We start from the raw sequence: 14,883 nt of genomic DNA on the forward strand, positions 1-14,883 counted from the left end.
TGGTGTTCAGAAGGCCCGACTTTCGGTCAGAGGGGCGAGCCTGAAATAGTTCCCGACGATGTTCGACATCCCTAGACTCCCTGTGTTGGGGGTAACTCGGGGGACTACTCAGTGGGGCATGGAGTGCCGGAACTCGTACTGGAATTGAATGGACGTACCTGGACGCTCGACCCGTCCAGGCCGTACACCCTCGGACGCGATCCGCAGGGCGACATCGTGCTCGACGACGCCAGGGTCTCCTGGCGCCATGCCACGATCAGCTGGAGCGGCCGCAGTTGGGTCATCGAGGACAAGAGCTCCACGAACGGCACGTTCGTACAGGGGCAGCGCGTCCACCAGATGGAGATCGGCCCCGGCTCGGCGGTCCACCTCGGCAACGCGACCGACGGCCCGCGCGTGACCGTCTCCGGCACCGCCGCTGCCGTGGTGCCCCCGCAGGCCCAGCCGCAGCAACAGCCGTACGCCGCCCAGGGCGCGGCCCCCGGCTGGGCGCAGCAGGCCCCGCCCCAGCAGCAGGCCACCCCGCCGCAGCAGCAGGCCCCGCAGTCCGGCTGGCCGCAGCCGCAGCAGGCCGCGCCGCAGCTCCCGCAGCAGCAGGGCCCCGGTGGGGGTGCGGGGGCGCCGCCGGTCTACGGCGACCGCAGCCCGACCACGTTCCACCAGTTCTCCATCGGCCGCATCATGCGCATCGGCCGTGCCCTGGAGAACGAGCTGGTCGTCTCCGACCTGCAGGTCTCCCGCCACCACGCCGAGTTCCACGCGACGCCCGACGGCCGCTTCGAGATCCGCGACCTGGGCTCGCACAACGGCACGTACGTCAACGGCCAGCCGATCCCCAAGGGCGGCTCGCAACTGCTCGGCCCGAACGACATCGTCGGCGTCGGTCACTCCACGTTCCGCCTGGTCGGCGACCGTCTCGAGGAGTTCGTCGACACCGGTGAGGTGTCCTTCTCGGCCCGCCATCTGACCGTCACGGTCGACGGCGGCAAGCAGATCCTGAAGGACGTCTCCTTCGGCGTCCCGGAGAAGTCCCTGATCGCGGTCATCGGTCCGTCCGGCTCGGGCAAGTCGACCCTGCTCAAGGCGCTCACCGGCTACCGGCCCGCCAACCAGGGCGACGTCCTCTACGACAACCGCAACCTGTACAAGCAGTTCGCCGAGCTGCGCCAGCGCATCGGTCTGGTCCCGCAGGACGACATCCTGCACAAGGAACTGACGGTCAAGAAGGCCCTCAAGTACGCGGCCAAGCTGCGCTTCCCGGCCGACACCACCGGCGCCGAGCGTGAGGCCCGCATAGACGAGGTGCTGCGCGAGCTGAAGCTCGACGTGCACAAGGAGAAGAAGGTCACCTCCCTCTCCGGCGGCCAGCGCAAGCGCGTCTCGGTGGCCCTGGAGCTGCTCACCAAGCCGTCCCTGATCTTCCTGGACGAGCCGACCTCGGGTCTCGACCCCGGCATGGACCGCGATGTCATGCAACTGCTGCGCGGCCTCGCCGACGACGGTCGTACGGTCCTGGTCGTCACCCACTCCGTCGCCGAACTCGCCCTGTGCGACAAGCTGCTGGTGATGGCTCCGGGCGGAGCGGTCGCCTACTTCGGCCCGCCCGAGGAGGCGCTGAACTTCTTCGGCTACGAAACCTGGGCCGATGTCTTCTCCGCCTTCGAGAACTACCGCGACTACGACTGGGCCGGACGCTGGAAGGGCTCGCAGCACTACCAGATGTACGCCGCCGACATCGACGCCATAGCGCCGCAGAGCGTACAGATGCCTCCGATGCAGGCGATGAAGCCGCCCAAGCCACAGGGCTGGATGAGTCAGTTCGGCACGCTGGTGCGGCGGTACGTCTCCGTCATCGCCTCCGACAAGGGCTTCCTCGCCCTGACGGTGATCCTGCCGCTGGTCCTCGGCTCGGTGAGCCTGCTCATCGACTCGGGCAAGGACCTGCTGGTCAACACGGAGATCAACCCGGCGACCAAGCAGCCCGTCCCGAACGGCACGGCCACCACGGTCCTGCTGATCCTCGCGGTCGGCGCCTGCTTCGCCGGCGCCGCGAACTCGGTCCGTGAGCTGATCAAGGAACGGGTCATCTACGAGCGGGAGCGAGCCACCGGCCTGTCCCGCTCCGCGTACCTGATGTCCAAGGTCTGCGTGCTCGGCTTCGTCACGGTGCTGCAGGGCCTGATGGTCGGCCTCATCGGCTTCGCCAGCCGGACGATCCCGACCAAGGGCCTGGTCTTCGTCGACCTCCCGATGCTCGAGCTCTGCCTGCCGATCATGGCGCTGGGCTTCACCTCGATGATGTTCGGCCTGATCATCTCCGCGCTGGTGAAGACCTCCGAGAAGACCATGCCGCTGCTGGTCATGTTCGCGATCGTCCAGGTCGTCTTCACCGGCTGCCTCTTCGCCCTGAACGGAGCGATCGGCGTCAACCAGGTCTCGTACCTGATGCCCTCGCGCTGGGCGGTCGCCGCGGCCGGCGCCACGCTGGACTTCAACCGGATCAGCCCGCCCGGCAAGGGCAAGCCCAACGACCCCCTGTGGGAGCACACCGTCGGCGCCTGGAGCCTCGACATGGTCGCCCTGATCGTTCTCGGCGTGATCTGCGCCTTCTTCGTGGCCCGCTTCCTGCGCCGCCACGAGCCGGAGGTCATGCGCAAGTAGCTCTTCCCGTACGACGCTCTCGTACGCGGCTCTCGTACGGCGCGAAGGGCGGCACCCGTGAGGGGTGCCGCCCTTCGGCGTTCACGTGCAGAGGTCCGCGCCGACCTCAGTACGCGCTGTTGACGTTGTCGATCGAGCCGTACTTGTCGGCCGCGTAGTTGGCGGCGGCGGTGATGTTGGCGACCGGGTCGTAGATGTTCCAGGAGGTGCCGGCGACGTGGTACGCGGTGAAGGTCGGCGGGATCACCTGCAGCAGGCCCTTCGACGGGACGCCGTTGATGGCGTTGATGTCCCAGTCGTTGATCGCGTTCGGGTTGCCCGAGGACTCGCGCATGATGTTGCGGTACAGCCCGTTGTAGGAGCCCGGGATGCCCTTGCTCTTCATGATGGCGAGGGAGTGCTTGATCCAGCCGTTGAGGTTGTTGGCGTAGGCCTTCGTGGCGGCCTTCTTGAGCGCGGCGCGCTTCGCGGACCGGCTCGCGGCCTCCTTGGCCTTGCGCGCGGCTTCGGCCTTCTTCCTGGCCGCGGCCGCGGCGGCGGCCTTCTTCTTCGCGGCGGCCTGGGCGGCGGCCTTCTTCTTGGCGGCGAGCTCGGCGGCGGCCTTCTTCTTGGCGGCGAGCTCGGCAGCGGCCTTCTTCTTGGCGGCTATCTGCTGGGCCTTCACGCTGGCACCGGCGAGCTGGTCGGTGACGCCGGCCTTGACGTCCTTGATCTGCTCGTTGCCGTACACCACCGCGGCCGTGGAGGCGGAGGCCTCGTTCGTGGTCGTGTCGGCGTTGCTGGGCACCGCGGAGAACGCGATGGCGACAGCACCGAGGGTGGCGACACCGGCGATCCCGATCTTGTGGTGTCGGGTCAGCGAGCGACTGAGACGGCGAGCGTTGATGTTCTTGGGCATGGCAGACGGACCTCTTCGAATAGCGCGGAGGTCGCTCGATGTCCGGCGGGGGACACGGGTCCTTCCCGCACAAACGCCGCGGACGGGAACCCGCGGCGCTGAGCGACGGCAGCCATTCTTAGCGGCCGCAAAATGCTGAGGCAAAGGTGTGACGTACGACCCCGGGTAGTGGAGGCAGGAAGGGCAAATCGGGGCAGACTGGACCGTCCGCCCCGCTCATGAGGGGAGTCTTCCTCTCCTACCCACCTTCGTACGTGACCTGCGCCCTATGCGCGGGCTCACATCGAAGGCGTATCAGTCTCACCAGCAGTTGCTGACGCAATGCTCTGTGTGAGGAGTCTCGTCCGGGAGGAGGAGATGGACGTCCCCGAACTCGTGCCACAGGTAGAGCCCGCCCAGTGCCGCCTCGTAGGCACGGTCGACCGCGGCCCGCCCCGCGACGGCCTCCAGCATCAGCAGATGCGAGGCCTCCGGCTCGTGCAGCCCGGTCAGCAGTCCGTCCACCACCCGCACGCCGCGCTCCGGGGTCACCACGAGGTCCGTCCACCCCGCACGCGCGCGTACGACACCGTCAGGGCCCGCGGCCGACTCCACGGCCCGCACGGCGGTCGTCCCGACGGCGACGACCCGCCCGTCTCCGGCCTTCACCGCATTGATCAGCCGCGCCGACGCCTCCGGCACCGAGAACCGCTCCGGATACGGCGGCTCGTGCGCCTCCGCCGACGCCACCCCGGTGTGCAGCGTGAGCGGCGCGAACTGCACACCCCGGCTCACCAGCTCCGCCACCAGCCCCGCGGTGAAGGGCCGCGCCGCACTCGGCATCTCCGCACTGCCCGTCCCGTCGGCGGACGGCAGCGCGAACACCGTCCGGTAGACGGACAGCGGCTGGTCCCGCTCCGTATAGGAGTAGCGAATCGGCCGCCCGTGCTCCCGCAGCATCCCCAGGACCTCCGCCCCGGTGACCCGAGCCCACCGGAGGCGCTCTCCGCACGCGGTCAGCGGCTCCTCCAGGACCAGCCGCACACCACCCGGCAGCCGCACCTCCGCCCCGGCGGGTCCGCACGCACGCGCGCGTGTGGTGCCCTTCCCGTCCGGCTCCCGCAGCTCCACCGCCCACCGCCCGTCGTCCCCGCGCGTGGAGAAGTGCACGACCACGCGTGCGTGCCCGACCCGCCCGTCCACGGCGGCGGCCAGCGTCATCGACGTGTTGACGACCAGCAGATCCCCGGCCCGCAGCAGCCGCGGCAGCTCCACGAACGCGTGGTGCGACACCTCCGTCCCGCGCGACACGAGCAGCCGTACGGCATCCCGGTCGAGCCCGGGTCCACGCTGCTCGACCGGGATCCGGGCCGACAGTTCCGCCGGTACCCTCCCCCACGCTCGAACAGGCTCGCGCGGGGGGACCCCCATCGCCAGCGTCATCGCCCCTCCACCAGCAACGACGGAGCCGCGTACCGCCCGCTCGCCGGACGTTCGTCCAGCAGCCGCAGGAACGCCGGCACCACACGGGCCGGCGCCGGCCGCGGATCGCCGTCGTCCGGTACGGCGGCCGCGTACAGGTCCGTGGCCATGTCCCCGGGATCCACCGCCCAGACCCGCAGGCCGGGCTCCTCCTCGCCGAGCACGGCCGCCAGATGGTCCAGGGCCGCCTTGGACGCCCCGTACCCTCCCCAGGTCTCGTAGGCCTCGGCGGCCGCGTCCGAGCTGACGGCGATCACCGTGCCCGCCTCGGACGCACGGAGCAGCGGCAGCGCTTCCTGGACGAGCGCCAGCGCGGCCACCACGTTCACCTCCAGCGCCCGCCGCAGCCCCTCCAGGGGCAGCCCCTCCAGCCGTACGAGCGGCTCGGCACCCAGCGCGCTCGCGTTGTTCACCAGCAGGTCGACGCCGCCCAGCGTCCGGGCCGCCGCCACCAGCCCGGCACGGTGGCCGGCGTCCGTGACATCCCCGGGCAGAGCCGTCACGCGCGTGCCGTACTTCTCGAGATGCGCCGCCGTCTCCGCGAGGACCCGCTCGGTTCTGGCGTCGAGCACCAGATCCCAGCCCCGCGCGGCCAGCGCCTCGGCCAGCGCCCGCCCCAGACCCTTCGAGGCCCCCGTGATGATCGCTACCGGCATGACACCGCGTCCCCTCGTCTCCTCGTCGCCACCGCTCTTCGACGGCCTGCGGCCAACGTAGGAACCGGGGCGCCCGCCCCGCCTCGGACGCGGGCCGCAAAGCGCAGGGTCCCTTCGCCCTAAGCCGCCGGTCCGGGGCCCCGGACCTACGCCACCGGTCCTAGGCCCACCGACCCAGGCCGTGCCGTCACGGGTCCGATCCGCGGTGTCACACCCCGCCGGTACCGTGAGGTCATGAGCCAAGGCCCCCGGTCCGGCCTCGCAGCCGTCAGTGACGCGCTGCTTGCCATGAGCAGGCATCTCGAGGTGCGCGACGTCCTCAAGACGATCGTCGCCTCGGCCCGAGAGCTGCTCGACGCGCAGTACGCCGCGCTCGGCGTCCCCGACGACCACGGCGGGTTCGCCCAGTTCGTGGTCGACGGCGTCAGCACCGAGCAGTGGGCGGCGATCGGCCCGCTCCCGCGCCAGCACGGCATCCTCGCCGCGATGCTCCAGGAGGCCAAGGTCGAGCGCCTCGCCGACGTGCGCAAGGACCCCCGCTTCGAGGGCTGGCCGTCCGCCCACCCCGACATGTCCGACTTCCTGGGCCTGCCGATCCGGGACGGCGACGAGGTCATCGGCGCGCTGTTCCTCGCCAACAAGAACTGCTCAAAGCCCGAAGGGGACTGCGGCTTCACACACGAGGACGAGGAACTGCTCTCGATCCTCGCCCAGCACGCCGCGATCGCCCTCACCAACGCCCGGCTGTACGAACGCAGCCGCGAACTGACCATCGCCGAGGAGCGCTCCCGCCTCGCGCACGAACTGCACGACGCGGTCAGCCAGAAGCTCTTCTCCCTGCGCCTGACCGCCCAGGCCGCCGCCGCCCTCGTCGACCGCGACCCGTCCCGCGCCAAGGGCGAACTCCAGCAGGTGGCCGCGCTCGCCGCCGAGGCCGCCGACGAACTGCGCGCCGCCGTCGTGGAGTTGCGCCCCGCGGCCCTCGACGAGGACGGTCTCGTCAACACCCTGCGCACCCAGATCCACGTCCTCGACCGCGCCCACACCGCGCGTGTGTCCTTCGACAGCCGCGCGGTGCGTGCCCTGCCCTCCGCCCAGGAGGAGGCCGTCCTGCGGGTCGCCCAGGAGGCTCTGCACAACGCCCTACGGCACTCCGGGGCCGCGCACGTGGATGTGACCCTGGTCCGGCGCGGCAGCGGAGCGCTCCTGCGGGTGATGGACGACGGCGGCGGCTTCGATCCACAGTCGATACGGCGCGCCGGACGCCATCTCGGCCTGGTGTCCATGCGCGATCGCGCGAGCGGGGTCGGCGGCAGGCTGACTGTGGAATCGGAGCCCGGACAGGGCACCACGATCGAGATGGAGGTCCCCGGTGGCTGACGCAATCAAGGTGCTGCTCGTCGACGACCACCAGGTGGTCCGCCGTGGCCTGCGCACGTTCCTGGAGGTGCAGGACGACATCGAGGTCGTCGGCGAGGCCGCCGACGGCGCCGAAGGAGTCGCCCGCGCCGAGGAGTTGCGGCCCGACGTCGTCCTCATGGACGTCAAGATGCCGGGCATGGACGGCGTCGACGCCCTCCGCAAGCTCCGCGAACTCGCCAACCCCGCGCGCGTGCTGATCGTCACCAGCTTCACCGAACAGCGCACGGTGGTCCCCGCCCTGCGTGCGGGCGCCGCCGGCTACGTCTACAAGGACGTGGACCCCGACGCGCTCGCCGGCGCCATCCGCTCGGTGCACGCCGGACACATCCTGCTCCAACCGGAGGTCGCGGGCGCCCTGTTGTCCCAGGAGGAGGCCAACTCGGGCCACGGCAGAGCCGGTTCGCTCACCGAGCGGGAGCGCGAGGTGCTCGGTCTGATAGCGGACGGCCGCTCCAACCGTGAGATCGCCCGAGCCCTCGTCCTGTCAGAGAAGACGGTCAAGACCCACGTCTCGAACATCCTGATGAAACTCGACCTGGCGGACCGCACACAGGCCGCGCTCTGGGCCGTACGACACGGTGTGACCGGCTGAAACGCGCCGTGTCGCACGGTGCGGCCCGGCAATTCGGAGCGTTCCGTTCCGGGCTGAGATTCATACCGTCGTGGGAATGTCCCCCGGGTGGCGCAACCTCCGTCGATCTCCGCCGTTCTCCAGTGCGTGCTGCGGCGACTGCCGCGGCCATCGCTAGGAGGACTCAGAAGTGAAGAACCTGAAGAAGGCAGCGGCCGTGACGATGGTGGCCGGCGGGCTGATCGCCGCCGGAGCCGGGATGGCCTCCGCCACCAACGGCTCGCACGCCGACGGCCAGGCCGTGGGCTCGCCCGGCGTGGTCTCGGGCAACCTCGTTCAGGCCCCGGTACACGTCCCGGTGAACGCGGTCGGCAACAGCGTGAACGTCATCGGCGTGCTGAACCCCGCCTTCGGCAACCTGGGTATCAACCGCTGACGTCCGCCCCTCGGCGGTCAGTGACCTCCGGCCTCCCGGGTTCGCCCGGGAGGCCGGTCAGCTTTTCGACCGCACCGAACGGGCGGTCGAGGTCGGTGGCCCGTGCCGTTCCCGTTTCTTGGAAGGCCGCCGTGGCCCTCACCGTCGCCGACGCGGGTGCCGACGGCGCGGTCAACGGCGACTGGGGGGCCTCTTGGCGTGCGCCCCGGTGCTCGGTGCGGCCGGCGTTCACCGCACCCCGCGCTCCCGCTCCTCCACATACGCGTTGTACGCAGCCACCTGCGCCCGCCGGGCCGTCCGCTCCACCGGTCGCAACGCGGCGGTCCTCGCCACGATCTCCCCGGCGCTCACCGCACCACCGTGCCCGTTCTCCTCGGCGAGGGACACCAGCAACCCCACCCGCTGCGCCAGCTCCAACACCCGCACCGCGCGCGGCGGATACCCCGGCGCCAGCACCTCCCGCCCCCGCTCGGCCCGCGCCCGGTACGCGTCGATCGCCGCCTCCGCCACCGGCCCCGACCCGGCCACGTCCAGCCGCGCCAACACCTCGGTCGCCTCCCGCAGCGCCTCCGCCAGCTCGCGCTCCGCCTCGCCGAGCGACGGCACATCGGCCGGCGGCGCCTCGCGCACCGGCAGACAGTGCCAGACGACCTCGACATGCACATCACCGTCGGGCCCGGCCTCGTACACCTCGGGCACCAACCCGAGCGCGGCGCCGTGACAGACGACCGCCTCCTCGGCATCCAACGCCCGCGCGTTGAACTCCGGCGGTCCGCTCAGCCCCAGCGGATGTCCGGGCGCCGGCAGCGCGACCCGCAGCCCGGTCGCCCCCAGCGCCCGCAGCCGCCCCAGCGCCAGCGTGAGCCCGACCGGCCCCGACTCACCGGGCAGCCCCTCCATCCGGTGCACGGCATCGTCCCCGACGATCGCGAGCACAGCGTCGTCGGGAGAGACAAGTCCGGCCAAGAGGGCGTTTCCCCAAGCGGCAAGGCGTCCTGAACGCGGTTCCGAGAGCATGCCCCCACCCTAAGGACCGGACCGATGGAATGGACCGGCCGACCGGTGGCGTAGATTTCTTCGAGGGCTGCGCCCAAAAGCGCACGCGACAGCCGAGACGCCGACCCGAGACCGGTCACACTGCAAGGGGAGACAACGCGCTCATGAGCGATGTTCTGGAGCTTCAGGACGTATCCGTGGTCCGCGAGGGCCGGGCTCTGGTGGACCAGGTCTCCTGGTCGGTCAAGGAGGGCGAGCGCTGGGTCATCCTCGGTCCCAACGGCGCCGGCAAGACCACCCTCCTGAACGTCGCGTCCAGCTACCTCTACCCCAGCCAGGGCACCGCGACCATCCTCGGCGAGACCCTCGGCAAGCCCGGCACCGACGTCTTCGAACTGCGCCCGCGCATCGGCATGGCCGGCATCGCCATGGCCGACAAGCTCCCCAAGCGCCAGACCGTCCTGGAGACCGTGCTGACCGCCGCGTACGGCATGACGGCCACCTGGCAGGAGGAGTACGACGAGGTCGACGAGCAGCGCGCCCGCGCCTTCCTCGACCGCCTCGGCATGACCGAGTACATCGACCGCAAGTTCGGCACCCTCTCCGAGGGCGAGCGCAAGCGCACCCTCATCGCGCGCGCCCTGATGACCGACCCCGAACTGCTCCTCCTCGACGAGCCCGCCGCCGGCCTCGACCTCGGCGGCCGCGAGGACCTGGTCCGTCGCCTCGGCCGTCTCGCCCGCGACCCGATCGCCCCCTCGATGCTCATGGTCACCCACCACGTCGAGGAGATCGCCCCCGGCTTCACCCACGTCCTGATGATCCGCCAGGGCAAGGTCCTCACCGCCGGCCCGCTGGAGCTCGAACTCACCTCCCGCAACCTCTCCCTCTGCTTCGGCCTCCCGCTCGTCGTGGAACAGGCCGGCGACCGCTGGACCGCCCGGGGTCTGCCGCTGACCTGAGGCCTTTGCGCCCTGTCCGTGGCGGGACTTGCGGTCATACCATGACCACGTGAACGACATCGACGCATGGGTGTGGTGGCTCGTCGGCGCGGCCGCGCTCGGAATCCCGCTCGTCGTGACCGCGATGCCGGAGTTCGGCATGCTCGCGGTGGGCGCTGTCGCCGCCTCCGTCTTCGCCGGACTGGGCTTCGGCACCGTCGTCCAGGTCCTCACCTTCGTCGTCGTCTCCGTCGCCCTGATCGCCGTCGTACGGCCCATCGCGGTCCGCCACGCGGCACAGCGACCCCAACTCGCCACGGGAGTAGACGCGTTGAAGGGCAAACAAGCCGTCGTCCTGGAGCGCGTCGACGGCTCCGGTGGCCGGATCAAGCTGGCCGGAGAGGTCTGGTCGGCCCGCGCACTCGACACCGAACGCGCCTACGAAGTAGGGCAGGAAGTGGATGTCGTGGAGATCGAGGGAGCGACCGCGATCGTCATCTGACCTCGCACGACTCAACTGATACGAACAGCCCACGAGTTGTACGACGGTCTGTCACACTCGACCAGCAAGATCTTCAACAACCATAAGATCTTCCGAGAGCGCCGAGGCGGAGAAGGGTACGGGGAACGACGATGGAACCGGTCATCATCGTCCTGATCATTCTGGTGGTATTGGTCTTCATCGCCCTGATCAGGACAATCCAAGTCATTCCACAGGCCAGCGCCGCCATCGTGGAGCGCTTCGGCCGCTACACGCGGACGCTGAACGCAGGCCTCAACATCGTGGTCCCGTTCATAGACACCATCCGTAACCGCATCGACCTGCGTGAACAGGTCGTACCGTTCCCCCCGCAGCCGGTGATCACCCAGGACAACCTGGTGGTCAACATCGACACCGTCATCTATTACCAGGTGACCGACGCGCGGGCCGCGACCTACGAGGTCGCCAGCTACATCCAGGCCATCGAGCAGCTCACCGTCACCACGCTCCGCAACATCATCGGTGGCATGGACCTGGAGCGCACCCTGACCTCCCGCGAGGAGATCAACGCGGCCCTGCGCGGCGTCCTCGACGAGGCCACCGGCAAGTGGGGCATCCGCGTCAACCGCGTGGAACTCAAGGCGATCGAACCGCCCACCTCCATCCAGGACTCGATGGAGAAGCAGATGCGCGCCGACCGTGACAAGCGCGCCGCGATCCTCACCGCGGAAGGTACGCGCCAGGCCGCCATCCTCACCGCCGAAGGTGAGAAGCAGTCCCAGATCCTGCGCGCCGAGGGTGAGGCGAAGGCCGCGGCTCTGCGCGCAGAGGGCGAAGCCCAGGCGGTCCGCACGGTCTTCGAGGCGATCCACGCCGGCGACCCCGACCAGAAGCTGCTCTCCTACCAGTACCTCCAGATGCTTCCGAAGATCGCCGAGGGCGACGCCAACAAGCTCTGGATCGTCCCCAGCGAAATCGGCGACGCCCTCAAGGGCCTCTCCGGCGCCATGGGCAACCTGCCGTTCGGCGGCGGCAATTCGGGAGGCGGAAGCTCCGACCGGGCGACGGAACGCCGAGAGAAGCCGTCGATCGACTGACAGCGCTTCTTCTTCCACGACACTGGGGCCCACCTCCGTCGGGAGGTGGGCCCCAGTGCTACGTACGTCCTAGGCGGCGTCCAGTGCCAGCCACTCCGGCAGCGCCGCGAAGTCCTCGGTCCCCAGTGCCAACAGCATCGCGTCGGCCGGCGTCGGCTCGAACGGCTGCCGCAGCAACGGCATACCCGCCTGCTCCGGAGTCCGGTCCGCCTTACGGTGATTGTCCTCCGCACACGAGGCCACCGTATTCAGCCAGGAGTCCCGACCACCCTGCGCCCGCGGCACCACATGGTCCACGGTCGTCGCCCTGCGCCCGCAGTACGCGCACCTGTGCCGGTCCCTGACCAGCACCCCCCGCCTCGACCACGGAGCTTGTCTTCGGAACGGCACCCGCACATACCTGCACAATCGGATCACCCGCGGCGCCGGTATGTCCACATCGGCTCCGCGCATGCGCAGTTCGGGGTGGGCCTGCTCGACAACGGCCTTGTCCTGCAGCACCAGAACGACGGCTCGATTCAACGTCACCGTCGACAGCGGCTCGAAGCTCGCGTTCAGAACCAGCGTGTCCCGCATCCAGCCCACCTCCCGTGCAATCGGCCCACCCCCTGGCGGGCTTGGATCAACTCTGGCCGGGCACGCCGAGATGGACAACGCAATAAAAACTGCCCGCCCCTGATCAATTCCAAGACCAGAGGCGGGCAAACGTTCCATGAACGTCAGTCTTCGGCGGACACCTCGTACTCGCCGATCAGCTGGGCACGCGCGATCGCGTGGAACCGCAGATTGAAGCCCACATAGGCCGGGCTGGCGTCCGAGTCCGGACCGAGCTTCTCCTGGTCCACGGCGTACACCGTGAACACATACCGGTGCGGCCCGTCCCCGGCGGGCGGAGCGGCACCGCCGAAGTCCTTGGACCCATAGTCGTTACGAGCCTGGATCGCGCCCTCGGGCAGCCCCTCGAACTTCCCGCTGCCCGCACCCACCGGCAGCTCGGTCACCGAGGCCGGGATGTCGAACAGGACCCAGTGCCAGAACCCGCTGCCCGTGGGGGCGTCGGGGTCGTAGCAGGTCACGGCGAAGCTCTTGGTCTCGGCCGGGAAACCCTCCCACCGCAGCTGCGGCGAGGTGTTGCCGGCCGCGTAGACCTGGGCGTCCTTGAGCGTGGCGCCCTCCTGGACGTCCTCACTCGTGACCGTGAACGACGGCACGGGCGGGTGGAAATCGTGGGGGAGCGGCCGCCGCTTGAGCTCGGTCACCTCGGTACCTCCTGATCGACGACGGATTCAGCAGTCCCGAGCCTAGAACCAGTTGCGCTTGCTGCCGACCTCGGACAGCCACTGGTTGAGATACGCCGCCCAGTCGGTCCCGTGGAAGTCGTGCTGACCGACCTGGAACGAGCGGAAGGTGTCACTGCCCTCGCTGAACAGCCCCGGCTTCTTGTCCATCTCCAGCACCACGTCCATGGCGTTCTCGTCCGCCACGAAGCTCAACTCGACCTGGTTCAGACCCCGGTACTGCGACGGCGGGTAGAACTCGATCTCCTGGTAGAACGGCAGCTTCTGCCGCGTACCCCGGATGTGCCCGCGCTCCATGTCCGCGTTCTTGAAGCGGAAGCCCAGCTGGATGAAGGCGTCCAGGAGAGCCTTCTGCGCCGGCAGCGGGTGCACGTGGATCGGGTCCAGGTCACCGGAGTCGACGGCACGCGCGATCGCCAGCTCGGTCGTCACCCCGATGTGCATCCCGCGCAGCGCCTGCCCGTCGATCATCGTGACGGGCGTCTCCCACGGAATCTCGAGCCCGAACGGCACCGTGTGCACCGCCCCGGCCCGCAGCTCGAAAGCGCCACCGAGCCGCACCTTGGTGAACTCGATGTTCTGCTTGTACTCCTCGTCGCCGCTCTCCACCTCGACCTTGGCCTGCAGGCCCACGGACAGACCCTCGATGTCCTGGTCCACGGACCCGCCCTGAATCCGCACCTCACCCTGGACGACGCCGCCCGGAACGACATTGACCTCGGTCAGCACGGTCTCCACCGAAGCCCCGCCGGCCCCCAGACTCGCGAGCAGCTTCTTGAACCCCATGTCTCTCCCTCTATGTGTGGACCCTTGTACGCGTGGACCCTTGATCCCTACAAACGCGCTCGGGACGTGGCCGGTTCCGCCCCACACCCTGGCAAGCGGACGGAATCTTGACCACCCCTTGGCAACCACACGCCTGGACTACGCTCGGACGTCATGATCGCGCCCACGGACCGTACGCCACTCCCCAGGGAGTTCTTCGACCGCCCCGTCCTGGAAGTCGCCCCCGACCTCGTCGGCCGCATCCTCGTCCGTACGACCCCCGACGGTCCGATCGCCCTGCGCCTCACGGAGGTCGAGGCCTACGACGGCCCGAACGACCCCGGCTCGCACGCCTATCGCGGCCGCACGCCCCGCAATGACGTGATGTTCGGTCCGCCCGGTCATGTGTACGTCTACTTCACCTACGGCATGTGGTTCTGCATGAACCTGGTGTGCGGTCCCGAGGGCAGGGCGAGCGCGGTCCTCCTGCGGGCCGGCGAGGTGATCGAAGGTGCCGAGCTCGCTCGTAAACGTCGACTCTCGGCCCGAAACGACAAAGAACTGGCCAAAGGACCGGCACGCCTGGCCACGGCCCTGGGTGTGGACCGCGCCCTCGACGGCACGGACGCGTGTGCCTCCGGCGAGACACCGTTGAGGGTGGTGACCGGCACCCCTGTACCCTCCGACCAGGTACTCAACGGTCCTCGTACGGGTGTGGCCGGCGACGGAGGCGTCCACCCCTGGCGCTTCTGGATCGCCAACGACCCGACCGTGAGCCCGTATCGGGCCCACACCCCCAGGCGCCGCTCAAGTTGACGCGCCCTTGGGGGATGCGTAACGTAGCCCGAGCCGCTTGAACCGGGTACGGCAATCGCCAGCAGCCGGAAGCGGCCAAACCACTACCTACGATCACCCCTTGGCGGGGTCGAATTCGTCATGCCTGCATGCCTGAATTCGAACTCGCAGAACTCGATTATGAGTTCCGGAGGGAATCGGCTAACGTAGTGAATGTCGAAAGGCCCCGCCGACTGGGAATCAGACGCCGAAAGGATCTGATAGAGTCGGAAACGCAAGACCGAAGGGAAGCGCCCGGAGGAAAGCCCGCGAGGGTGAGTACGAAGGAAGCGTCCGTTCCTTGAGAACTCAACAGCGTGCCAAAAATCAACGCCAGATTAGTTGATACCCCGTCTCCGGCCGTTC

Annotated in this window: 14 protein-coding genes and 1 pseudogene; 8 read left to right on the plus strand and 7 right to left on the minus strand. The window is 69.3% G+C overall.

The annotated features are described in order from the left end of the window. Positions 1-123 precede the first annotated feature (123 nt). Positions 124-2,661 carry an FHA domain-containing protein gene (locus ACWC09_RS47215; RefSeq protein ID WP_450857863.1) on the plus strand — a complete coding sequence of 846 codons (2,538 nt, stop codon included), beginning with the start codon at positions 124-126 and terminating at the stop codon, positions 2,659-2,661. A gap of 106 nt (positions 2,662-2,767) precedes the next feature. Here ACWC09_RS47215 and ACWC09_RS47220 read toward each other — a convergent pair whose 3' ends face one another. The 3 genes from ACWC09_RS47220 to ACWC09_RS47230 all read right to left on the minus strand — a co-directional run bounded on the left by ACWC09_RS47220 (position 2,768) and on the right by ACWC09_RS47230 (position 5,676). Next, positions 2,768-3,559, minus strand: coding sequence for a transglycosylase SLT domain-containing protein (locus ACWC09_RS47220; RefSeq protein WP_450857865.1), 792 nt, complete (start codon positions 3,557-3,559; stop codon positions 2,768-2,770). 300 nt (positions 3,560-3,859) lie between these two features. Beyond that, positions 3,860-4,981, minus strand: a complete 1,122-nt coding sequence (locus ACWC09_RS47225) for an S-adenosylmethionine:tRNA ribosyltransferase-isomerase (RefSeq protein WP_450857867.1) — start codon at positions 4,979-4,981, stop codon at positions 3,860-3,862. After that, complete coding sequence (locus ACWC09_RS47230) at positions 4,978-5,676, minus strand: SDR family NAD(P)-dependent oxidoreductase (RefSeq protein WP_450857869.1); 699 nt, start codon at positions 5,674-5,676, stop codon at positions 4,978-4,980. Before ACWC09_RS47230 ends, ACWC09_RS47225 begins: the two co-directional genes overlap by 4 nt. A 234-nt stretch (positions 5,677-5,910) precedes the next feature. Between ACWC09_RS47230 and ACWC09_RS47235 the strand changes: the two genes are divergently transcribed. The 3 genes from ACWC09_RS47235 to chpE all read left to right on the plus strand — a co-directional run bounded on the left by ACWC09_RS47235 (position 5,911) and on the right by chpE (position 8,105). After that, positions 5,911-7,056: a GAF domain-containing sensor histidine kinase gene (locus ACWC09_RS47235; RefSeq protein WP_450857870.1), complete on the plus strand. Its 1,146-nt coding sequence runs from the start codon at positions 5,911-5,913 to the stop codon at positions 7,054-7,056. Continuing rightward, positions 7,049-7,690, plus strand: coding sequence for a response regulator (locus ACWC09_RS47240; RefSeq protein ID WP_450857871.1), 642 nt, complete (start codon positions 7,049-7,051; stop codon positions 7,688-7,690). Before ACWC09_RS47235 ends, ACWC09_RS47240 begins: the two co-directional genes overlap by 8 nt. Positions 7,691-7,859: 169 nt before the next feature. Further along, on the plus strand, positions 7,860-8,105 hold the full coding sequence (chpE, locus tag ACWC09_RS47245; protein WP_450857873.1) for a chaplin ChpE: 246 nt from the start codon (positions 7,860-7,862) through the stop codon (positions 8,103-8,105). A gap of 228 nt (positions 8,106-8,333) precedes the next feature. Here chpE and ACWC09_RS47250 read toward each other — a convergent pair whose 3' ends face one another. After that, entirely contained in the window at positions 8,334-9,122 is a 789-nt protein-coding gene (locus ACWC09_RS47250) for a hypothetical protein (protein ID WP_450857874.1), read from the minus strand. 143 nt (positions 9,123-9,265) lie between these two features. Between ACWC09_RS47250 and ACWC09_RS47255 the strand changes: the two are divergent. From ACWC09_RS47255 to ACWC09_RS47265, 3 genes and pseudogenes are all read left to right on the plus strand, one after another. Further along, positions 9,266-9,796 (plus strand): annotated as a pseudogene (locus tag ACWC09_RS47255) (ABC transporter ATP-binding protein); the annotation flags it as partial. Positions 9,797-10,112: 316 nt separating this feature from the next. Beyond that, the gene (locus ACWC09_RS47260) at positions 10,113-10,544 is read left to right on the plus strand and encodes an NfeD family protein (RefSeq protein ID WP_450857875.1); all 432 of its coding nucleotides are present in this window, start codon (positions 10,113-10,115) and stop codon (positions 10,542-10,544) included. A gap of 131 nt (positions 10,545-10,675) precedes the next feature. Next, positions 10,676-11,620: an SPFH domain-containing protein gene (locus ACWC09_RS47265; RefSeq protein ID WP_450857876.1), complete on the plus strand. Its 945-nt coding sequence runs from the start codon at positions 10,676-10,678 to the stop codon at positions 11,618-11,620. Between the two features lie 69 nt (positions 11,621-11,689). On the opposite strand, the gene ACWC09_RS47270 is transcribed toward ACWC09_RS47265, so the two are convergent. From ACWC09_RS47270 to ACWC09_RS47280, 3 genes are all read right to left on the minus strand, one after another. Next, positions 11,690-12,196: an HNH endonuclease gene (locus ACWC09_RS47270; RefSeq protein WP_450857878.1), complete on the minus strand. Its 507-nt coding sequence runs from the start codon at positions 12,194-12,196 to the stop codon at positions 11,690-11,692. 143 nt (positions 12,197-12,339) lie between these two features. After that, positions 12,340-12,879 carry a YbhB/YbcL family Raf kinase inhibitor-like protein gene (locus ACWC09_RS47275; RefSeq protein ID WP_450857880.1) on the minus strand — a complete coding sequence of 180 codons (540 nt, stop codon included), beginning with the start codon at positions 12,877-12,879 and terminating at the stop codon, positions 12,340-12,342. A gap of 42 nt (positions 12,880-12,921) precedes the next feature. After that, positions 12,922-13,704 (minus strand): sporulation protein, encoded by a 783-nt coding sequence (locus tag ACWC09_RS47280; protein ID WP_450857882.1) that lies wholly within the window; start codon positions 13,702-13,704, stop codon positions 12,922-12,924. A gap of 153 nt (positions 13,705-13,857) precedes the next feature. On the opposite strand from ACWC09_RS47280, the gene ACWC09_RS47285 reads away from it, so the two are divergent. Beyond that, complete coding sequence (locus ACWC09_RS47285) at positions 13,858-14,499, plus strand: DNA-3-methyladenine glycosylase (RefSeq protein ID WP_450857883.1); 642 nt, start codon at positions 13,858-13,860, stop codon at positions 14,497-14,499. Positions 14,500-14,883: the final 384 nt, after the last annotated feature.

The sequence above is a fragment of the Streptomyces sp. NPDC001617 genome, assembly GCF_053596855.1.